Here is a 21,872-nt window from a genome sequence, read left to right on the forward strand (position 1 = left end):
GGGAAACAGGGCGAGGATGCCAGAATGAGACCGAACCAGATTCGCGCCGCCGACCATCTTGTTGACCTTCTGGTCGGGCAAGGCTGCACCCATGTATTCGGCGTCCCCGGCGAAAGCTATCTTCCGGTTCTGGACGCCATGCACGGGCGCGGTTCCGAGATCGGATTCATCACCTGCCGCCAGGAAGGCGGTGCTGCGATGGCCGCCGATGCGTATGGCAAGCTGACCGGGCGGCCCGGCATCTGCATGGTCACCCGTGGTCCCGGCGCGACGAATGCCAGTGCGGGCCTTCACATCGCGTTTCAGGATTCGACGCCGATGATCCTGTTCATCGGCCAGGTCGCCCGTAGCATGGTCGAGCGTGAGGCGTTTCAGGAAATCGACTATCGCCGCATGTTTGGCCAGATGGCGAAATGGGTGGCGCAGATCGACGATCCGGCGCGTATTCAGGAATACCTGATCCGCGCTTATCGCACAGCCATGTCCGGGCGGCCCGGCCCGGTCGTTCTGGCGCTGCCTGAAGACATGCTTTATGACATGCTGCCCGCGCCAACGCCCCCGCGGCGGGTCGAACCGCCTCGCTTTCAGCCTTCGCCAAAGACGCTCGGGGCGCTGCGGGACCGGCTTTCTGACGCCCAACGCCCCATGATCATCGCAGGCGGTGGCAGTTGGACGGCGCGCGGCATCGAAAGTCTGGAACGCTTCGCAAAGGTGCAAAACCTGCCGGTCGCCGCCTCGTTCCGCTGCCAGGCGCTGATGAACAACGATCATCCGAACTATGTCGGCCACTTCGCCGTCGGGCGGGCCGGGTTTCTGGATATGGCCGTGGCAGAAAGCGACCTGCTGATCGCCATCGGTCCCCGCCTGGGCGAGATCACGACCGGCGGCTACAAGCTGCTGAATGCCCCCGTGCCGCACCAGTCGCTGGCGCATGTGTTTCCCGCCGCCGAAGAACCGGGCCGCGTGTTCGAGCCCGAGATCTCGCTGATCGCGGACACCGAAAGCTTCTGCAACGCCGTGGCCGAGTGGGCCCCGATTGCGCCCGACCGTTTCGAGCCGCGCCGCAACGGACTGCGGCGCGCGTTCGAGGCCTATGGAAAACCCGACGCGGGTGATGCCCTTGCAGCGATGTTCGCCCATATGGCGGCCGACCTGCCCCGCGACGCGATCCTGTGCAACGGTGCCGGCAATTACGCCGGCTGGCTGCACCGCTATTTCCGGTTCCGCGAACCCGGAACGCAACTGGCACCGACCTCTGGTTCGATGGGATATGGTCTGCCAGCCGCCATTGCCGCTGCCACCGCCACGCCCGAACGCGAAGTCTTTGCGATTGCGGGCGACGGCTGTTTCATGATGACCTGCCAAGAGATGGCAACAGCCTGCCACCACGGCCTGCGCCTGACCGTCATCGTCATCAACAACGCCCGTTACGGCACCATCCGCGCCCATCAGGAGCGTGAATTTCCCGGCCGCGTCTCGGGCACTGACCTCATCAACTCCGACTTCTGCGCCTTTGCCCGCTCGTTCACGGCCCATGCCGAAAAAGTTGATGATCTGGCGTCGTTTCAACACGCGCTTGCAGCCGCCCGCGGGCGCGGCGGCGTGAACCTGATCGAGGTTGCCGTCGATCCTTCCCTGTTGGCGCCCGGCGTTCCGCTGACGTCCTAGGGTCAGGACCCATTAATCCGGCACCGCTGGCGTCAAATCCGCGAAATATCAGTGGTTTGGGACGCGCAGGGAAGTGTGGTTCACTTTTCAAGCGGCCTGAACCGCTGAGATGAAGCAGATTTGACGTCCTTCGGATTTGACGGATTTCCAGCCTGACATCGTCTTAGATCTTTGAAATAGAAACACTATTCCTTCAGCCTAATCCTTGTCAGACAGAAAATCTGTCAAACCAGCGGTGTCGGATTAAATCGCAGACAGTGCAAATCGACCGCATGGACAGGCACATCGCTTCCCGCTAACCGGGTGCAAACCAAAACCGGAGATCTGCCATGCCCGCCCTGCGCAACGACATCGACCCTGACGGCTTGCTGGAATACTCGGTCGTCTTTACCGACCGGTCGCTGAACCACATGAGCGCGCAGTTCCAGACCGTCATGCGCGATATCTCGGGGATGCTGCGCCAGGTCTATAACGCTGACGCGGTGGCAATCGTTCCCGGCGGCGGCACCTACGGGATGGAGGCGGTCGCGCGCCAGATTGCCACGGATGAAACCGTGCTGGTCGTGCGCAACGGCTGGTTCTCGTACCGGTGGAGCCAGATTTTTGAGGCCGGGTCGATCCCGTCGGAAGAACATGTGATGACCGCGCGGCGCACCGGGAACGAGGCGACAGCGCCCTTCGCGCCGCCCCCCGCAGCCGAGGTTGCCGCGAAGATCGCCGAGGTTCGGCCCGCAGTCGTGTTCATGCCGCATGTGGAAACCTCGTCAGGGATTATCCTGCCGGATGACTGGATCAAAGAGGTGGCGGCGGCAGCCCACGCTGTCGGCGCGCTTCTGGTTCTGGATTGCATCGCGTCGGGTTGTGTCTGGGTGGACATGAAAGCGTTGGGTGTCGATGTGCTGATCTCGGCCCCGCAAAAGGGCTGGTCCGCGTCGCCCGCCGCCGGGCTGGTGATGCTGTCGCAGACCGCCGTCGAGCGGGTGAAAGCGCGCGCATCGACCAGCTTTTCGGCCGATCTGGGCAAATGGTTGTCGATCATGGAGGCGTTCGAGGGCGGCGGTCATGCCTATCACGCCACCATGCCCACCGACGCGCTGCGCGGCTTCCGCGATGCGATGGTCGAAGCGTCAGAGGTCGGCTTTGAAGAACTGAAAGCGGCGCAATGGGATCAGGGGAACCGGGTCCGCGCAGCGCTGAGCGCGCGCGGCGTCCGGTCTGTCGCCGCCGAAGGCTTTGGCGCGCCGGGCGTTGTGGTCAGCTATACCTCGGACCCCGAGGTTCAGTCTGGCCGGGCCTTCGCTGCCGAAGGGTTTCAGGTCGCCGCAGGTGTCCCATTGCAGGTGGGTGAGGGTGAGGGGTTTTCGACCTTCCGCATTGGTCTGTTCGGGCTTGATAAGCTGGCAGACGCGGACGCCAGCGTGGCGCGGCTTGAAGCAGCCTTTGATCGGGTATTCTGAAGCCGCCTATCCGCCAAGTCCGGCCCGGATGACCGCGCGCCGGACCGGCGCCAGATCATGCACCAGCCGCAATCCTTCGACCCGCACCTTCCGCACCCAGCCCGCCCCTGAGCGGCAAATGCGGTTGTAGGCGTCGATTGCCGCCATCCGGGCACGTATGTCGACCATGCGGGCACGTTCATAGCGTTCCAGCATCGCGGAACTGCCAAGGGCAACGGGGTCGCTTTTCGCCAGATCGACCAGCGCTGCAACATCTTTCAGTGACGTATTCAGCCCTTGTGCCCCGATTGGCGGAATGACATGCGCAGCCTCGGCAATCAGTGCCACCCGTCGTGCCGTCAGCATGGTCGCGCGCTGACTGACAACCGGGAACACCGCGCGCGCGCTGTCCAGTTGCAGCGCGCCCAAAACCCCGCACGACCGGGCGGTTGCGGCGGCTGAAAATGCTGCGTCCTCCAAAGAGGCCAGATCAAGCGCGCGCGGGCCGTCCTCCATCCAGACAACGGCCGAGGCGGGCCGCCCATCCCGGTCTGGCAGCGGGACAAGCGTAAAGGCCCCGCCACTCGCATAAACCTCGGTCGAGATATCGCTGTGCGCCAGTTCATGGGTTACATCAAAGGCCAGCGCCTTCTGGCCGTAGCGGGTGGTCGCAACCTCGATCCCGCAGGCCTTGCGAACGGCTGACGCATGGCCGTCTGCACCGATCAGCAACCGGGCCTCGATCCGCTCTCCGGTATCCAGCGTTGCCCGGACCGAGGCATCGCGCGCCAGAAACCCGCGCAGCGCGGTGCCAAAACGCAATGAGGCGTTTGGCATATCCGTGATCGCCCGGCACAGGGCGCTGCGCGTGCTGGCGTTGGGCAGGTTCCACCCGAATGGCCCCTCGGCCTCTGGCTGGAAGGTGCGGCTATCGACGGCGCGCGGCGGATCGCCCGCAGTGTCGATGATACGAAGCTGCGCCAACGGGGTCGCAAGCGGTGCAAGCTGATCCCAAAACCCGATGTCGTCCAGCAGCGCCTGCGCCGGGCGCAGATAGGCGGTTGAACGAGTGTCTCCACCAGCGTCAGACCCATCCGCGCCGGGATCGACCAGCATGACCTCGAACCCCTGATCCGCCAGCGCCGCTGCCGCGATCAGCCCGGCCAGACCACCGCCGGCAATCAGGATATCGCAATGCTGCATCGCCTACGCGCCGCCGCCCGCGCCGCCCGGGGGCGGAGCCACGCGGGTCAGGAAATCCGTCAGATCGGTGGTCTGATGGTGGATGTGGTCGGCAGGTTCGGCCTGGCCGACCAGCACGCATTGCATGCCCAGCGCATGCGGCACGGCCAGATTGCGCGGGTCATCTTCGAACATCGCGGCACTGGCAGGATCCGTCCCGTCGAGGCCGAAGATAGCCTCGAACGCGGGGGCTTCGGGTTTGGGGATAAACCCCGTCTCTTCCACGCCATAGACGGCATCGAAGGTCGCGCCCAACTCGCGCGCCTCTAACACGTTCTGCGCATAGGCGACATCACCGTTGGTAAACACGATGCGGCGACCCGGCAGGGCCGCGATACGGTCGGCCAGCACAGGGTCGGGGGTCAGGTCGTCAAACGAAATGTCGTGCACTTCGGCCAGATAGGGCACCGGGTCGACATCGTGATGCGCCATCAGCCCGGCCAGCGTGGTTCCGTGCTGCGCCCAATAGCTGGCGCGCAGATGGTTTGCGCGATCATGGTCCACGCCCAGTTCACGCATCACGTAGGCGATCATCCTGACCTCGATCTGATCGAACAGGGCCGCGCTGGGCGGATAAAGCGTGTTGTCCAGGTCAAAGACCCAATGGCGGAAATGTGCAAAGGCGGATGCTGGCATGGGCCGGACGCTATCCCCGCGCCGGGGCCGCGACAAGAGCGCGTCTTGCCGCGCCCTGTTCACGCCGCCTAGGGTGGCGCGACACTGCTTTGAAAGGTCTGGCAATGGCCCGCACTCCGACACCCAAAGACGCCTATGAAATGATCCTTGCTGCGATCGACACCGGCACGTTCCGCCCCGGCGACCGGCTGGTCGAAAGCGATCTGGCCGACCGGTTCGAGGTTTCCCGCACCCCGATCCGCGAGGCTCTGCAGCGGCTGGAAACCCAAAGCCTGCTGGTGCGCGACGGGCGCAGCCTGATCGTGGCGTCGCTGGATCACAACCAAATGGCCGAGCTTTACGCCGTGCGCGCCGAGCTTGAGGCCCTGGCCGCAAGGCTGGCCGCCCGCCATGCCACCGTTGAAGAGGTGCGCGTTTTGGCCGGTCTGGTCGAAGAAGACCGCCAGTTACTGGGCGATCCTGACGCTTTGGCGCGTGCCAATCGACGGTTTCACGAACAGGTGCATCTGGCCTCGCACAATCGCTATCTGGTGCAGCAGTTGAACCTTGTGCATCGATCAATGGCGCTGATGGCGACAACCTCGCTGGCGGTGGAAGGGCGCGGCGCGGTGGCGCTGGACGAACACGCGGCGATTGTCGCCGCAATCAGGGCCGGAGATGGCGATGCGGCGGATGCAGCGTTGCGGGCGCATATTTCGATGGCGTTTGAAACCCGCCTGCGCCGCGTTGCGGGTGTCGTGCAATAGCGGCGATCGCGGAGCTGAGCGGACCGGCCAAACCGTTGTCGGACGCTGATTTTCGGGGCGGGCCTGGGGGCTGGTGGGCACTTCGATCAGATCGCGATGCCGCCGCACAAAGGGAGGCGCGGCTCCTGACCAGAGCCTACCCAATCGGCCCTGTCAGCCGCTCTTCGCTCAGCAGCACGTTCGCCTCAACCTCTCCGACGCCCGGCAGGGTCATGATGCGGCGGCGCAGGATGCGTTCGAAATCTGCAATGTCGCGTGCCACGACGCGCAGGCGGTAATCGTAAAGACCAAGGACGTGTTCGACGGTCTGAACCTCGGGAATTGCGCTTAGCGCGCGTTCAACATCGCCCAGCGCGGTGCGTCCGCGCAGCGCCAGTTTGACGCCCAGGAACACGGTGACGCCAAGGCCCAGCGCTTCCAGATCCAGATCAAGCCGCTTGCGGGCGATCAGCCCCGCCGCGTTCAGACGTTTCAGCCGCCGCCATGCAGCTGGCTGTGACAGGCCGACCGCACGCCCCAGCGCCCCGGCCCCCTGCCCCGCATCGCGACGAAGTTCTCGCAGGATCGCCCGGTCGGTATCATCCAGGTCGATCATATCGGCAGGTCCGTCGCGGTCTTGATCGTAGCGACATGCATCAATGCCTCGATATCCGCGATATGGGGAAGGCGTAGGATGCGGGTGCGCCAGACCTGCTGATAATGGGTCATGTCGCGCGCGATCACCTTCAGGCGCAGATCGACGCGGCCCAGGAAGGTCTGGATTTCCAGCACCTCGGGGATCCGCCGCGCCTCGGCCATCACATCGTCGAAGGCATTGGCGGCGGTTTTGTCCAGCGTGACCCTAAGCGAAACCTCAACCGAATAGCCCAGCGCCGCCCAGTCGATATCGGCCACCGTCGCCCGGATCACGCCTGCGTCCTTCATCCGCTGCACCCGACGCCATGCAACAGCGGATGAGGTGCCGACCCGTTCGGCCAATTCCGCAGATCCGATATCCGGGTCTGCCTGCAGATTGCGCAGAACGCGGCGGTCGAGATCGTCTAGCATGGTTTTTTCCAGTTTTTGCGATATTGCGAATGATATTTCATTCCATCTGATGAATTTGTCAAACCTAACACTGTGTTCCCCCGCACAGACACCTATGCTGCCGCCAGATCCAACGCATCCAAGGGAGCATCCAAATGCGCGTTTACTATGATCGCGACTGCGACATTAACCTGATCAAAGACAAGAAAGTGGCCATCCTCGGCTATGGCAGCCAGGGCCACGCCCACGCGCTGAACCTGCGCGACAGCGGCGCGAAAAACCTGGTCGTTGCCCTGCGCGAAGGCTCGGCCTCGGCTGCCAAGGCCGAAGGCGAGGGCCTGAAGGTCATGGGCATCGCCGAGGCCGCCGCCTGGTGCGACCTGATGATGTTCACCATGCCCGACGAGCTTCAGGGCGAGACCTATCGCAAATACGTCCACGACAATATCCGTGAAGGTGCGGCCATTGCCTTCGCCCACGGTCTGAACATCCACTTCGGTCTGATCGAGCCAAAGGCCGGTGTCGACGTCATCATGATGGCCCCGAAAGGCCCCGGACACACGGTGCGCGGCGAATACACCAAAGGCGGCGGCGTGCCCTGCCTTGTGGCCGTCGACAACGACGCCAGCGGCAAGGCGCTGGAGATCGGGTTGTCCTATTGCTCGGCCATCGGCGGCGGGCGTTCGGGCATCATCGAGACCGATTTCAAAGAAGAATGCGAAACCGATCTGTTCGGCGAACAGGCGGTTCTTTGCGGTGGCCTGGTAGAGCTGATCCGCATGGGCTTTGAAACCCTGGTCGAGGCTGGTTACGCGCCCGAAATGGCCTATTTCGAGTGCCTGCATGAAGTGAAGCTGATCGTGGATCTGATTTATGAAGGCGGCATCGCCAACATGAACTATTCGATCAGCAACACGGCGGAGTATGGCGAATACGTCAGCGGCCCGCGCGTGCTGCCCTATGACGAGACCAAGAAGCGGATGAAAGGCATCCTGGACGACATCCAGCAGGGCAAATTCGTCCGCGACTTCATGGCCGAAAACATGGTCGGCCAGCCCATGTTCAAATCCACCCGCCGTATGAACGACGCCCACCAGATCGAGGAAGTCGGAGAGAAGCTGCGCGGCATGATGCCGTGGATCAGCGAAGGCCGGATGGTCGACAAGGCGAAGAACTAAGCAAGATCAGATTGACCCCGGCCAGGCGCCGGGGTCTTTCGTTTGATACGACGCCCACCTCCCCGATCCGCTGTTCCTGGCTGAGGCCCTCGCTGTGGCCGGCGGCAATCTGAGTGGCGCTGCTGGGTAGGTGCTGGACCGGCTGTTGGTCGTCGCCATGGCCTGATAATGAACGGCGAATTGCTTAGGGTCAGGACCCATTAATCCGACACCGCTGGCGTCAAATCAGGGCGCTGTCACCACACAATGTCCCGGATGAAAACAGCGCGCCGAATCGGCGCGCCATTAAATCGGCACATTCAATGAACGGGCGTCAGCTGTTGGCGGCACCAACGACGACGCCCTGATCTTCCAGCGCGCGCAGAATCTCGGCATCGCGGCCATAGATATCGCGGCGATAATGCGCCTTGCCGCGCGCGTCGGTAAAGACGGTGCGATAGACGATGTGAACCGGGATTTTCTGGTCCAAATCGACCCGTGCCTCGCGCCCGGATTCAAGGCGCGTGTGGAAGAACTTGATCGGGTCATCGGTCTGACGCGCCAGCACCGTATAGGCAAAATCGAACGGATCGTTCAGGCGGATACAGCCGTGGCTGAAGGCGCGGACCTCACGCTCGAACAGGTTTTTGGCGGGGGTGTCGTGCAGATAGATGTTGTGCTTGTTCGGGAACATGAACTTGACCCGGCCCAGCGCATTGCGCGGCCCGGACGGCTGGCTCATCGCGAAGGGAAAGCTGCGCGCCGAATAGGCGTTGAAATTGACCGAGCCGCGGTTGACCACGCGCCCACGCGAATCCGTCACCCGCAGATGGCTGACCGCATAAGGGTTGGCCTGCAGTTTGGGCAGGTATTCCTTGGTTACGATCGAGCGGGGCACGAACCACTGCGGATTGATGACCAGATGCTCCATCTCGTCCGAAAACTCTGGGCTGCGACGCCCTGACTGATCCTTGCCGATCACGCTGCGGGTGCGGAAAGTCACCTTGTCATCGTCGATGATCGCGGCGCTGAAATCGGTGAGGTTGACCCAGACATGCCGGTCGCCGCGCGGGATGTTCATCCAACGCTCACGCTCCATCGCGACCAGGATCTGGCCAAGGCGGTCCTTGGCGGATTTGTTCAACTCGGCAATGGTGCTGGCACCGGCTTCGCCATCGGCTTCCAACCCGTGGTCAAACTGGAACCCATAGATCGCACGCTCGATGTTTGCGTCGAATTCGGTACGGGCGTTGTTTTCCAGATACCCCATTGCGATCAAACGGTTACGAAGCGCGATCACGGCCTCTCCGGTGTCGCCGCGCGACAGGCTGGTGCTGCCGATTTTCGGGCCCCAGCCACCCTGCTGGATCAGCGTCTCCAACCGCAGCTTTTCTTTCATCAGCCGCGCATATTCAGGCGCGCGTGGCATCAGGGTGCGGAAGAATGTCGTCGGCGACGAATCGAGGAACGTGTCCAAGATCTCGCGCCGGTCACGCACCGGCACGTCGCGCTTGATATCGCGCACAACTTTGCCCGGCGTCAGAATTCCGGTCTGAATGTCCTGAGCGTAGCGCAGGAACGCAATGGTCAGATCAACCTCCAGGCGACCCCGGTCGCGGTCACTGCGCGCGGCCGCCATCTGCGCTTCCAGCGCGTCCGGCTGGTAACGCCCCGACGGCAACCCGTGGATCGACGCTGAGGAGACTGCATACAGCAACGCCGCCCGGCGATCCCGGTCATCTTCGTCCGCACCGGTCCAGATCGCCTGATACCCGGTGTCGCGGTAGAACTGCGCCACAACCTCGTCCCCGGAAGCGCGCGCCGCGACGGCCTGTTTGAAAGCCGTCACCTCGGCATCGGTCACCGAAATGGCTGGTGTCGGCGAAGAATGCGTTGATTGCGCGGCACCCGGCGCGGGAACAAATGCCCCTGCCATCAGTGCGGCAGTCGAAACGAATGTGAAGCGGCGTATCAGGGACGACAGATGCATTGTGACTCACTCGGCTAACTGTGCGGACAGGGCGATTCCTCTGTCCTATTACAGCCAGTTTACACAGCCGTCCAATAGAGACGGATCACGGTTACGCCAGCAGCATCATCATCAGGCCTCACTGCCCCCGGCCCCGGCGAAATACAAGCCCAACCCGGGTATGTCGTTGCGCCTGAACCGCAGGCACAATTGCGAATATTTCAAATCACTTGCCAGATCAGCAATTTTTCGCCTATCTTTCGCCCCAATCGGTGATATGGCCCCAGCCCCCTTGGTCAATCGTTACGCTTGTGTCATAAGCCGAGAGCACCTGGGGATGAGGTGGTAGCAACGCTGCGAATAATGCGGCAACAGGTAAGCGACGGGACACGCTGATCATGACAACGAACGAATGCCTGAGCAGGCGCAAACTTCTAAGCATCTTCGCAGCGACAGCGGTTGTCGCAGCCCCCACATACTCCAACGCATTTGGCATCCTTCGCGGCGCAGGCGATGTCCGCCGCGTCCGCATGTACAATGGCCGCACCGGTGAAAGCCTGAATTCGATCTACTGGGTCGACGGCAAATACGTCAAAGAGGCGTTGCGCGAAATTAACTTCTTCATGCGCGACTGGCGCACCAACGACATCCGCAATATCGACACGCGTTCGATCGACATCATGTCAGCATCGCATCGCCTGCTGCGTGTGCGTGAGCCGTATCTGCTGCTTTCGGGCTACCGTTCGCCAAAAACCAACGCGATGCTTCGTTCGCGGTCGCGCAACGTTGCAAAGAATTCTCTGCACATGAAAGGCCAGGCAGCCGATCTTCGGATGAAGTCACGCTCGGTCTCGCAAGTGGCGCGTGCAGCGGCGGCCTGTAACTCCGGCGGTGTTGGCCGGTATTCGGGCAGCAACTTCACCCATGTCGATTGTGGCGCAGTGCGCACCTGGGGACGCTGAACCCAAATCCAGTCCGGCAATCACGATTTAGCCCGCGCAGGAAACTGACGCGGGCTTTCTTCTGCGCGGAATTGCGCAATCTAAGGATGATACACACAGCAAAAAGGCCGCATAAGTGCGGCCCATTCTTTGACGTGCACGACATATGCGCACATCTATCACTGTGACTTGGCCACCCGCATAGTTCCCGGGCAGGTCAAATCAGATCAAACGCGGCTCAATTGCCTTGTCTAAGGCAGAACTTATTATAGCTGATGCAGCCCTGGGCAATCCCGGAAAGGTTGGCAACGCGCACCGCGGTCGGTTTGATATAGGCTTTTTTCATGTCGCAGTCTCCAATTGCCAGCAATATTGCCGACGGTCGGCCATCAGGTTATTGCAATCCAATTGCAAAATCCGAGGCTTTCGGGCCTCAATTCATCGTTTGTTAATATTGGTTGCCAAATCGCCACGAAATCTGACGCAAAAGGGGAAGAATGAAGTGCCTCTACGCCATTTTTTAACCATATCACACGCTTAACGTCGGCAAGCCGTTGCCGTTGCGACCGCAAGTTGATTGAACCTCTGGTGAACGACTGCGGGCGCATCTATCGACAGGGCATCATGTAAGCCCGCTCTGCCAGGTCGGCGCGACTGTTGTTTAAGGGTACCCGAGTTCAGATCAGACTGAAAACATTACAGGAACACGTGCTTTTGAAACCGACCAACGCCCGCCCCGCGCAACCCACCAACCTGCTGGCCGAAGCCCGAGCCAATTGCCGCGGCCAGATCACCGCAGTGCTGATATTCAGCGTTTTCGTGAACCTGCTGATGCTGACCGGGCCGCTGTTCATGCTTCAGGTCTATGACCGCGTTCTGGGCAGCCGGGCCGAGGAAACGCTGGTCGCCCTGTTCGGGCTGGTGGCGGTGCTGTTCCTGTTTTACGGGCTGCTAGATTTCGCGCGTGGGCGCGTCATGGCCCGCGTCGGCGCACGGATCCAATCACAGCTGGACGATCAGGCATTCCAGGCGGTTCTGGCGCGCAGTGCGCTTGTCCGGGGTCAGCCGAAAGGCAACAACGCCATTTCGGATGTGGATTCGATCAACGCGCTGTTCACCTCGCCCATGTTGCTGGCGCTGTTCGATATGCCGTGGACGCCGGTGTTCCTGGCCGCGATCTATATCTTTCATCCCATGCTGGGCGGTCTTGCGCTGGTGGGGGGGGCCATCCTGATCACCTCGACCCTGATCAACCAGGTGATGACGCGCAAGAAAACGCTGGAGGCGGCGCGCATGAACGCCCAGGCCGCGCGCTTTGCCAAGCAGGTCGAAGACGGTGGAGAGGTCGTCTGGGCCCAAGGCATGGGCCGCGCGATGGCGGACCGTTGGGCGACGATACGCAACGGTGCCCTGGCGCAAAACATTCATTCGGCAGACTGGACCGGATCCTTCGCCTCGTTCAGCCGCGCGTTCCGCTTCTTCCTGCAATCGGCCATGCTGGCGGTTGGCGCATGGCTTGTGCTGCAGAACCAGATCACCGGCGGCGCGATGATTGCCGCGTCGATCCTGCTGGGCCGCGCCCTTGCCCCGATTGAACAAGGGCTGGCGCAATGGCCGGTGTTCCAGCGCGCAACTGCAGGCTGGCGCAGCCTGTCCGAGACGCTGTCCACCCCGCTTGGCGAAGATCCGGCGACCGAACTGCCGCCGCCCGCTGCCAATATCGCAGCCACCCAGATCACCATGATCCCCCATCCCGGCGCGGATCCGGTGCTGAACGGTGTCTCGCTAAGCGTGGCACCCGGTCAGGCGCTGGGTGTGATCGGCAAAAGTGGTTCGGGCAAGTCAACGCTGGCGCGCGTGCTGGTCGGGCTGATACGCCCGAACGCGGGCGAGGTGCGGATCGGCGGCGCGACACTCGATCAATACAGCGCCACGCGGCTGGGCAAATTCGTCGGCTACCTGCCCCAATCCGTGCAGCTTTTCGACGGGACGGTGTCCGAGAACATCGCCCATATGGCGCTGGACCCGGATCCGGCGCAGGTGATCGCAGCGGCAAAGAAAGCGCGCGTGCACGACATCATCCTGAAGCTGCCGAACGGTTATGACACGCCCATCGGACCGGCCAATGCGGCGCTGTCTGGCGGGCAGCTTCAGCGGGTGGCGCTGGCCCGCGCCCTCTATGGCGATCCGGTTGCGTTGATTCTGGACGAGCCGAACTCGGCACTGGATGCAGAAGGGTCCGAGGCGTTGAACGCCGCGATCACCCAGATGAAGGCAGATGGCAAGGCGGTCATCATCATGACCCACCGGCCGACCGCAATCTCGGCCTGTGACAATCTGGTCGTACTGGATAACGGCAAGGTCGTTGCCGCCGGTGAACGGGATGAGGTGATCCGCGCCATCATGAAAAACGCCGGTGACGTGCAACGTGTCGTCGATCCCGCAGCAAATAAAAAGGCAGCCTCATGACCCCGCAACCCTGGCGCGCGCGCCTGCCCCTGACCATCGGCTTCGCCACGATCTTCCTGCTGGTCGGCGGGTTGGGCGCCTGGAGCATGGGCACCAAAATCGCCGGCGCCATTGTCGCACAGGGCACAGTGAAGGTCGAGATTGACCAGCAGGTGATCCAGCACCCCGATGGTGGCGTGGTCGGTGAAATCCATGTGCGCAACGGCGACACCGTGGCGGCAGGTGACGTCCTTGTCCGGCTGGATGATACCTTCCTGAAATCCGAACTCGCCATCGTGGAACGCCAGATGTTCGAGATTGCCGCGCGTGAGGCGCGCCACATTGCCGAACGCGATGGTGCAGAAGGCCTGGATCTGACCACCCTGCCCCCGGCCCTGTCGCTGGATGCGGATTGGACAAGGGCGCAGATCGACGGCCAGCAGAACCTGTTTCAGGCGCGTCGAACCTCACTCGCCGCCGAGGTCGAGCAATTGGGCGAACAGCGCTTGCAGATCGAAAACCAGATCGTCGGGGCGCAGGCACAGATCGCCGCGCTGAACACGCAGCTTGGGGTGGTCGAAGCTGAACTGGCCGATAAGACCGCCCTGTTCGAAAAGAAGCTGATCCCGGTCGGACGGGTGCTGGAGCTGCAACGCGATCAGGCCCGGCTTGCAGGCGAGATTGGGCGCCTCGACGCCTCGGTCGCGGAAGCACGCGGCAAGATTGCGGGGCTGTCGATCGGCATTCTGAAGCTGTCGGACACCCGGCGCGAAGAAGCGATCAGCCGCCTGCGCGACCTGCGCTATAGATTGTGTTGAAAAACTCCGAAATCAGAGCGTCGCGGATTTCTTGCGAAAACCTATGAAGCGAAATAGTCGGAAAGCTTTGACCACGAGACAGCGCATGGCTGCGCGTGAGCGCATGTAGGCGATTTGGGCCGACCCCCGCGCCAAAAATTTAGGATCGGGCTGCATGGAAAGAAAAATCATCGTTCAGGCCCTAAAACGGAGTTTTTCAACACAATCCTATAACCAGATCGAACTGGAACAGCGCGCGTTGTCGCTGAAAGAGCGGCTGGCGCGGATGGATGTGCGCACGCCGGTGGATGGCGTCATCTTTGACACCCGTGTCTCGGCGTTGAAGTCCGTGGTGCAGCCTGCGGAACCGATGATGTATGTCGTCCCCGGCGATCAGCCATTGCAGATCCGCGCGCTGATTGATCCGATTCATGTGGACCAGGTCTTCGCGGGTCAGCCCGTCGGCCTGCGATTCACCGATTTCGATCAGCGTACCATCCCGGAAATCGCGGGCATCGTCCTGCGTGTTTCAGCCGATTGTGTTGAAAAACTCCGTTTTAGGGCCTGAACGATGATTTTTCTTTCCATGCAGCCCGATCCTAAATTTTTGGCGCGGGGGTCGGCCCAAATCGCCTACATGCGCTCACGCGCAGCCATGCGCTGTCTCGTGGTCAAAGCTTTCCGACTATTTCGCTTCATAGGTTTTCGCAAGAAATCCGCGACGCTCTGATTTCGGAGTTTTTCAACACAATCAGCCGATACCGTCACCGACAAAGTGACCAATGCCCAGGCTTACGAGGCGATCCTGCTGCCCGATCCGGAAGCGCTGGCCGCCCAGCCCGCGCTGAAGATCGTGCCGGGCATGCCGGTCGAAGCCTATCTGCGCACCCAGGAACGCACGCCGCTGTCTTATCTAACGCAGCCACTGACCAATTATTTCAGCCGCGCCTTCCGCGAAGGTTGAGGGGAATTTCCGTAATCCGCTGCGCCTGCGGGTCGGCCGTTGGTACGCTCTGCGCTGTGCGGCAGCAGTTATTGCGAATCAACCTAAGGTTGTATTTTAATTCGCATTTCCGGAACAATCCGCAGTTTCTGCATTAATTGCCGGTCTGACGGAACCATTTACTAATTTGACCGCGTGAAATATGAGTGTATTTTCGTGAAAACTTTTCCCTCATTAATGTATATCACAGAATCCGTTCTATTTTTTCTTGTTGATTTTCTGTCAGTTACGAATCCACCAAGCAAGTATTTGCCTGACCCGATATTCCATGGGCGAAATAGCGAACACTCCGTCAAAATGGTCTTTATTTTGACACAAACGACCATACCCTGAGGGCGGGAAACAGCCTTAACGTAAGGCAATCTGATCCGGTGGGAGAATTGCGCGGGCCGGTCAGGATTTTACGAACATGCGCGACACACACGCAGAACGTGCGCCGATGAACCGGCGTGCGCACGAAAGGGACATGCCATGACCACCTATATCCCAACCTTCGAGCCTGGCGTCGTTGATACGCCCGCCGGAATGACCACCGCCGTCGCGTTGGGTGGGTTCAGTGGCATACCGGGTTCCGGCACAGGACTTGCCGGGGCGGTCTATGCGCCGGGCGACCCCATTCGGTCACTGGCTGATCTGGCCGCAATCATCGGCGCACAGGATCCCGATCTGACCTTCACCTCGACCGAAGTATTCTACATGGCGCGCCACTCGGAAACCAGCGTGGCCGAATTTCTGCGCGACGATGCAAACAGCCTGTCGGGCGACGGCACGGGGATTGAAATGGGCCCCGCGGGCATCACACTCAGCGGGTTCATCTATATTCCGCCCGGCACCCACGCGATCACCGTCTATGCCGACGATGGGTTCGCCCTGTCGCTGGGCGGGGTCGAATTTGCCGCGGCAGATGGTGTCACCCACGGCGAATCCGTCACCCGCGTCGCCGAATTCGATGGTGGCCTCTACGCTGTTGAGCTGGCCTATTATGACGCCTACAGCGCGATGGCGCTTGGCCTGGCGATTGACGGTCTGCCGGTGGATCAAAGCGCGTTTTATCAATCGGTTGAGGATTTCACCGATCCGCCTGCGGATGTCCCCCTGGTCCCGGTCGCCGAATACCACCCGTCCTATTTCCTGGGCGAAGAGACGCTGGAAACCCCGGTCGACGGCAATGGCACCGAAGGGCGCGACGTCATTGATGGCAAGGGGGCTGATGATACGCTTATCGGTGGCGGAGGTGATGACGAATTGCGCGGCGGCTATGACAACGATCAGTTGCTGGGCGGCGACGGCAACGATGTTCTGGAAGGTGGACGCGGATCGGACCTATTGGACGGCGGTGCGGGCGATGACCTGCTGATCTCGCGCTCGGACGCGGGCGAACAGCGCATCGGACAACTGGCGATTGGCGCCCCGACGCGCCCCGACCCGGACGGAGAGGTTGATCCAGACCGCCAGAAGCTGACCGCCTATCTGGGTCAGCCGCTGATCGGCGACGACCTGTTGATCGGTGGCGAAGGGCGCGACACCTTCCTGATCGCACCACAGATCAACGCCAAGGCCGACATTATCGCGCAACATATCAAGGATGACGGGTCCATCGACTGGTCGGGTGGCGGCATTGCCGGAGAGAACGACGAGGTTCACGACCACTGGGTCGACAGTTTCGGGATCGACGTGGTCGCCGACTATAACGCCGAAGAGGATACAATTGCCATTATCGGCCACACGGCAACGATTCATATCACCTATGCCGATGTCTGGGGCGATGAGGCGGAAGAAAGCATCATCACCGTCATTTCCAATCAGGGCGGCGGCGGTGGCGCGCACACCCAGGATCTGATCGGCCAGTTGATCGTGCACGGCGACCGAGTCGAACTTGGCGACGTTCAGACCGACGCTGGTGTCACCTATGGCATTGTAGACGACATCACCGGCCTGCCCGAGGCGCTGTTCCCCAAGGGCGAACTGAAGATGACCGAGATCGAGGGCCAGACCGTCTATGGCTATGACACCCGCGACGATCAGGGCAACCTCGGCCCGGTCACCGCAAACCCGGCTGCGTATTTCGACAATCCGTTTTTCACCGAAGACATGCTGGTCACCCCGGTTCATGGCGACGAGGCAGAGCTGACGCGCGGACCCTTCGATCAGCTTGGCACTATTGCCGTGGCGGGCGAAGACAACACCGCCCCCGGCGCGGCCAAGGCGGCCACCGCCAACGATGATATGATTGCCCCGGATGCCGCCCCCGCGCCTGAAGGTTTGCAAGGCGCACTGGCCTATTGGACGCTGGCAGGCGGCGCGGACGGCGTTTTTGATGATGCCCGCGGCGGCCAGGAACTGCGCGCGTATACGCTTTACGAAAACCAGGCTCTGCTGCGCACTGATGGCGCAACCGCCGGGCGCGACGGCACCGAAGGCACCGCGCTATATTTCGATGGCGAAGATGACTTTGCCTTCATCAATCACGATCAGACGTTCGAGGTTAGCCAGGGCACCATCGCCCTGTGGGTGCGCCCCGATAATCTGGTGGGCGGCAAAGACATCTTCCTTTCAAAGGATAACAGCGGAACCGTTGACGGGGGCCACTTCCGGCTGGGCCACGCCGAAGACGGGCGCCTGTATCTGCGGACAGCACCCGGCGACGGCGATTCCAACAAGGCGTGGATCAGCAACGATGTGGTCTTCACCGAAGGTGAATGGGCGCAAGTCGCAGTGTCCTATACCGCCGAAGGCGTCACAGTCTATGTGAACGGCGTGGCAATCGGCGCGGATGGCTGGACGGCGGTTGAAGGCGATGTTCCCTCGCCCAATGAATTCACCGGCTATTTCATGCTGAACAACGAAGAACCCTGGGTTCTGGGGGCGGATACGCATCGGACAGAACGGAACGACACGGCGCAGGAATTCGGCATCGACCACGAAGACCTGGCCAGCGCCTTCGAAGGCGCGATCCAGGATGTTGGGATCTGGGGCGGTATGAACGCCGAAGACGCGCTGAACGCCGCCGAAATCGCCGAGCTGATGGCCAACGGCCCGGGCGCGGCGCTGACCAACCTGTCCGGTCCCGCCCCGATGCTGGCGGGTGACGATGTCTTCGCAGGCGGCGCGGGCAACGACACGCTGGATGGCGGGCGCGGCTCGGACAAGTTGGAGGGTGGCGCGGGCGACGACCTGCTGATCAGCCGCGCGGATTCGGGCGAACAGCGCGCCGGACAGCTAGTGCTTGGCGAACCCTCGCGCCCGTTCCCTGATCCCTCGATCAGCAACGAATACCTCAAGCTGATTGACTGGGTGGATCAGCCGATTGTCGGCGATGACCTGATGATCGGCGGCGAAGGCGCCGACCACTTCTACTTTGAAACCGTCATCAACGCCAAAATGGACATCATCATGGAGCATATCCAGGATGACGGCCGCACCATCAACTGGGCCGGTGTCGCGGGCGAGAATAATCGCATCCACGATCACTGGGTCGATACATTAGGCATTGATATCATTGCAGATTTCGATGCGTCCGAAGATTCGATCTCGGTCATTGGCCACACCACCCAGATCGAGGTTAGCTATAAGGCCATCGACACCAACGGCGACGGTCTGAATGACGACATCGTGTCGATCATCCACGCCTATTCGCAGCAAGGCGGCGGCGGCGGAGCGCATGACGAAGACAGCCTGGGCTATATCGTTGTCTATGGCGATCTGGTGGAAGAAGGCATGGTCCAAACCAATGCCGCAGTGATGTACGGCATTGTCGAAACCATCGACGATTTGAACGAAGCGTTGGCCCCGACCGGAGAGACCAAGACCTCGATCGGCCCTAACGGAGAGGCGCTGTTCGGCTATGACAGCCGCGATGTGGATGGCGACCCGATCGGCGCGGATCCGGCGAGCTATTCTTCCAACTCGTGGTTTCAGAACGGCGATGTGGAATTGGCATCCGCCATTCCCGAAGGGGTTGATCCCCCCGCCATCGTGATGACGGACGTTGGCGGCACATTTGACGGCAGCGGAGCGGACACCAAGAAGATCGACCATACCACCCCGATGGCGCAAGCCGAAGGGACATGGGCGTTTTCCTTCACAGCCGATGACCCTAACGGCGCGACCTGGCAGGCACTGCTGTCCAAGGATCACAGCGACTATAAGGATGGCGGCCACCTGACCGTCTATCTCAGCCCCGCAGGCCAGCTGAAGGTCCGTTTCCAGAGCGAGACCGAGACGCGATACCTCTATGGTGAGACGGTAGAGGCTGGCGTGGAAACCCAAATCGCCTTCACCTTCGAAAACGGTGTGCTGAAGCTCTATCAAAACGGTGAACTGGTCGCCGATGCGGATGGTTTCCCGGCCGGAATGCTTGGCAACTCGGAAGATATCGTTCTGGGTGCTTCCACCGAAACACGGGTCGGCGCGAACGACAACCTGCGCTATTTCTTCACCGGAACTATCGGCAATCTGGCGGTGCTGGACCGCCCCCTGACCGAATATGAGGCATTCTTCCTGTCCGACGCTGGCGGCGATCTGGACGCGCTGGCGGCCCTCTATGATGGTGATCTGCCGTTGGTGGAAAACCCCGGCGATCCTGGTCCGAACCTGCTTGAAGGTGATGAGGGCAACAACAGCCTGCATGGCTATGACGATGCCGATCTGATCCTGGGGCATGGCGGCGACGATCACCTTTACGGCTATGGTGACGACGATGAAATGGACGGCGGTGCCGGAAATGACCGTGCCTTCGGCGGCGACGGCAATGACACCATGCGTGGCGCCGCGGGCGACGACAGCCTTTATGGCGACGCCGGCGACGACGACCTGGACGGCGGCGAGGGCAATGACCACTTGCGCGGCGGTGACGGCAACGACCAGATCACCGGTGGCCTGGGCAATGACCGTTCGTTCGGCGAAAACGGAAATGACGTCATCAACGGAGGAGAGGGCGACGACAGCGCCTACGGCGGTGCCGGGGAAGACACAATCCTAGGCGGCGCTGGCAATGACTGGATGAAGGGCGGCGACGACAATGACACGCTCAGCGGCGGCGCGGGCAATGATTATGCCCGTGGGGGTGCCGGGGCGGACACCGTGGACGGCGGCGAAGGTGATGACCGGATGCTCGGCTATGCGGGCGAAGACGTCGTGACAGGCGGCCTTGGCAATGACAGCCTCTATGGTGGCGACGACAATGATCAGCTTGACGGCGGTGACGGTGATGACCGTCTGTCCGGCGGCGGCGGCGATGATACGCTGAAAGGCGCGGCCGGAAACGACAGGATGTATGGCGGGGACGGTGACGACGACATGGAAGGCGGCGACGGCGATGACCGCTTGTCGGGCGGCGACGGCAACGATCGCCTTGTCGGCGGCGCGGGCCTGAACAGCCTCTACGGCGGTCTGGGCGCGGATACCCTGATCGGTGGTGCAATGGCCGATATCCTGCGCGGTGGCGAAGGCAACGACATCATCACAGGCGACGGCGGCGACGATCTGACCGGCGGATTGGGCAATGACTACGTCAGCGGCGGCGACGGAGAAGACACTGTAACCGGTGGCCTGGGCGATGACCGCCTGCGTGGCGGCGGCGACAATGATGTGCTGATCGGTGACGACGGCAACGATGATCTGCGCGGCGGCGAAGGTGACGATGACCTTGACGCCGGCGAAGGCGATGACCGCCTTTATGGCGACGGCGGCGACGACGAAATGGATGGTGGCGACGGCGCAGACTATATGCACGGCGGCGACGGCAACGACATGATGAGCGGCGGCGACGGCGACGACAACATGTATGGTGATGCCGGAAACGACACACTCGTCGGTGGCGACGGCAATGACAATCTGCGCGCCGGAAGTGGCGACGATGACCTGAACGCAGGCGCGGGCAATGACCGCCTTTTTGCCAACGAAGGTACGAATACGATGGAAGGCGGCATCGGCAACGATCTGCAATATGCAGGATTGGGCGCCGATACCTTCGTATTCCGCGAATTCGGGGCCGCCAACGAAGACCGGATACGCTATTTCGATGCCGGAGTAGACAAGATCGCGCTGGACGCGGCAGCCTTTGACGTTGGCCCGGCCTTCGATGCGGCCCTGTTCGAATTCGCCAGCGCCGCATCGACGGCAGACACGCGGTTCACCTATGACCAGGCAACCGGTGACCTGTTCTTTGACGCGGACGGCAATGGTGCCGGGGCGGCAGAGCGGATCGCCGAACTGGACAACGGCACCGCGCTGACAATCGACGACTTCGTGTTCGTGTAAAGCAGGTTCAAAAAAAGCGCCATGATCAGCCCGAACAGGTCGCCTCAGCGCCGCCGATCCGATCCTGACAAAAAGCTGACATCGCCGTTAAGCGGATTGTTTGCCTGACTGTCCGATAAAGGCGCGACAGGTGCAATTTGATCAGCGCCTGCATGAATGGAGGACAGCATATGACAGACAATCCAAACAAAAAGCTCGACCGCCGCAAGGCCCTGGGAACCATCGGCGCGCTGGCGCTGGGCGCCTATGCCGCGCCGTCGCTGACCCAGCTGAGTGCCGCACACGCATCCAGCGGCGCATCTTCATCCAGCGGCTCGTCACCCGCCAGCGCGGCCTCACCCGCTTCTGCGGCTAGCGCGGCCTCGGGCGCAAGCGGTGCATCGGGGGCAAGTGCGGCGTCAGCGGCAAGCGCGGCTTCTGGGGCCAGTTCTGCATCCGGCCCGTCAGGCGCCGAAAATTGCAACCCTAATGAGACTGATCCAAACGCACCCGGATTCTGCACGACCTGAGAATTAACCGGGACCGATACAGCCACCTGCCAC

At 61.7% G+C, this 21,872-nt stretch carries 16 protein-coding genes and 6 pseudogenes; 16 read left to right on the plus strand and 6 right to left on the minus strand.

The features are described 5' to 3' along the window. Positions 1–24 precede the first annotated feature (24 nt). The gene (locus GKR99_19320; protein NKB29590.1) at positions 25–1,668 is read left to right on the plus strand and encodes a thiamine pyrophosphate-binding protein; all 1,644 of its coding nucleotides are present in this window, start codon (positions 25–27) and stop codon (positions 1,666–1,668) included. A gap of 329 nt (positions 1,669–1,997) precedes the next feature. Continuing rightward, positions 1,998–3,125: an aminotransferase class V-fold PLP-dependent enzyme gene (locus GKR99_19325; GenBank protein ID NKB29591.1), complete on the plus strand. Its 1,128-nt coding sequence runs from the start codon at positions 1,998–2,000 to the stop codon at positions 3,123–3,125. A gap of 6 nt (positions 3,126–3,131) precedes the next feature. Here GKR99_19325 and GKR99_19330 read toward each other — a convergent pair whose 3' ends face one another. Together GKR99_19330 and GKR99_19335 are read right to left on the minus strand one after the other, a co-directional pair. Beyond that, positions 3,132–4,307: an NAD(P)-binding protein gene (locus GKR99_19330; GenBank protein ID NKB29592.1), complete on the minus strand. Its 1,176-nt coding sequence runs from the start codon at positions 4,305–4,307 to the stop codon at positions 3,132–3,134. Between the two features lie 3 nt (positions 4,308–4,310). After that, on the minus strand, positions 4,311–4,982 hold the full coding sequence (locus tag GKR99_19335; protein NKB29593.1) for a pyrimidine 5'-nucleotidase: 672 nt from the start codon (positions 4,980–4,982) through the stop codon (positions 4,311–4,313). 104 nt (positions 4,983–5,086) lie between these two features. On the opposite strand from GKR99_19335, the gene GKR99_19340 reads away from it, so the two are divergent. Beyond that, entirely contained in the window at positions 5,087–5,728 is a 642-nt protein-coding gene (locus GKR99_19340; protein NKB29594.1) for an FCD domain-containing protein, read from the plus strand. A gap of 136 nt (positions 5,729–5,864) precedes the next feature. On the opposite strand, the gene GKR99_19345 is transcribed toward GKR99_19340, so the two are convergent. Together GKR99_19345 and GKR99_19350 are read right to left on the minus strand one after the other, a co-directional pair. After that, positions 5,865–6,323 carry an AsnC family transcriptional regulator gene (locus tag GKR99_19345; GenBank protein NKB29595.1) on the minus strand — a complete coding sequence of 153 codons (459 nt, stop codon included), beginning with the start codon at positions 6,321–6,323 and terminating at the stop codon, positions 5,865–5,867. After that, positions 6,320–6,775, minus strand: coding sequence for a winged helix-turn-helix transcriptional regulator (locus GKR99_19350; protein NKB29596.1), 456 nt, complete (start codon positions 6,773–6,775; stop codon positions 6,320–6,322). Before GKR99_19350 ends, GKR99_19345 begins: the two co-directional genes overlap by 4 nt. A gap of 134 nt (positions 6,776–6,909) precedes the next feature. On the opposite strand from GKR99_19350, the gene ilvC reads away from it, so the two are divergent. Further along, a complete protein-coding gene (gene ilvC, locus GKR99_19355; GenBank protein ID NKB29597.1) occupies positions 6,910–7,932 on the plus strand; it encodes a ketol-acid reductoisomerase in 1,023 nt (340 codons plus the stop codon). Positions 7,933–8,245: 313 nt separating this feature from the next. On the opposite strand, the gene GKR99_19360 is transcribed toward ilvC, so the two are convergent. Next, entirely contained in the window at positions 8,246–9,847 is a 1,602-nt protein-coding gene (locus GKR99_19360; GenBank protein ID NKB29598.1) for a L,D-transpeptidase family protein, read from the minus strand. Between the two features lie 431 nt (positions 9,848–10,278). Here GKR99_19360 and GKR99_19365 point away from each other — a divergent pair, with 431 nt between their 5' ends. The 12 genes and pseudogenes from GKR99_19365 to GKR99_19420 all read left to right on the plus strand — a co-directional run bounded on the left by GKR99_19365 (position 10,279) and on the right by GKR99_19420 (position 21,330). Continuing rightward, positions 10,279–10,842 carry a DUF882 domain-containing protein gene (locus GKR99_19365; GenBank protein NKB29599.1) on the plus strand — a complete coding sequence of 188 codons (564 nt, stop codon included), beginning with the start codon at positions 10,279–10,281 and terminating at the stop codon, positions 10,840–10,842. A 735-nt stretch (positions 10,843–11,577) separates the two neighbouring features. Then, positions 11,578–13,290, plus strand: a complete 1,713-nt coding sequence (locus GKR99_19370) for a type I secretion system permease/ATPase (protein NKB29600.1) — start codon at positions 11,578–11,580, stop codon at positions 13,288–13,290. Further along, complete coding sequence (locus tag GKR99_19375; GenBank protein NKB29601.1) at positions 13,287–14,087, plus strand: biotin/lipoyl-binding protein; 801 nt, start codon at positions 13,287–13,289, stop codon at positions 14,085–14,087. The genes GKR99_19370 and GKR99_19375 overlap by 4 nt, the downstream gene beginning before the upstream one ends. 154 nt (positions 14,088–14,241) lie before the next feature. Then, positions 14,242–14,634 carry an HlyD family efflux transporter periplasmic adaptor subunit gene (locus tag GKR99_19380; GenBank protein ID NKB29602.1) on the plus strand — a complete coding sequence of 131 codons (393 nt, stop codon included), beginning with the start codon at positions 14,242–14,244 and terminating at the stop codon, positions 14,632–14,634. Between the two features lie 207 nt (positions 14,635–14,841). Beyond that, on the plus strand, positions 14,842–15,030 hold the full coding sequence (locus tag GKR99_19385) for a hypothetical protein (protein ID NKB29603.1): 189 nt from the start codon (positions 14,842–14,844) through the stop codon (positions 15,028–15,030). Positions 15,031–15,540: 510 nt separating this feature from the next. Beyond that, positions 15,541–16,425: pseudogene (locus GKR99_19390) on the plus strand (hypothetical protein). A gap of 1,476 nt (positions 16,426–17,901) precedes the next feature. Next, positions 17,902–18,249: pseudogene (locus GKR99_19395) on the plus strand (hypothetical protein). Positions 18,250–18,393: 144 nt separating this feature from the next. Further along, a pseudogene (locus tag GKR99_19400) lies at positions 18,394–19,557 on the plus strand (hypothetical protein). A 216-nt stretch (positions 19,558–19,773) separates the two neighbouring features. Further along, positions 19,774–19,830, plus strand: a pseudogene (locus tag GKR99_19405) (hypothetical protein). A 51-nt stretch (positions 19,831–19,881) separates the two neighbouring features. Beyond that, positions 19,882–20,013, plus strand: a pseudogene (locus GKR99_19410) (hypothetical protein). A gap of 57 nt (positions 20,014–20,070) precedes the next feature. Further along, a pseudogene (locus tag GKR99_19415) lies at positions 20,071–20,124 on the plus strand (hypothetical protein). A 366-nt stretch (positions 20,125–20,490) separates the two neighbouring features. Further along, positions 20,491–21,330: a calcium-binding protein gene (locus tag GKR99_19420; protein ID NKB29604.1), complete on the plus strand. Its 840-nt coding sequence runs from the start codon at positions 20,491–20,493 to the stop codon at positions 21,328–21,330. A gap of 244 nt (positions 21,331–21,574) precedes the next feature. Here the strand turns inward: GKR99_19420 and GKR99_19425 are convergent, their stop codons facing one another. After that, positions 21,575–21,865, minus strand: a complete 291-nt coding sequence (locus GKR99_19425; GenBank protein ID NKB29605.1) for a hypothetical protein — start codon at positions 21,863–21,865, stop codon at positions 21,575–21,577. Between the last annotated feature and the right edge of the window lie 7 nt (positions 21,866–21,872).

Source organism: Paracoccaceae bacterium (genome assembly GCA_012103375.1).
Classification (GTDB): Bacteria; Pseudomonadota; Alphaproteobacteria; order Rhodobacterales; family Rhodobacteraceae; genus WLWX01.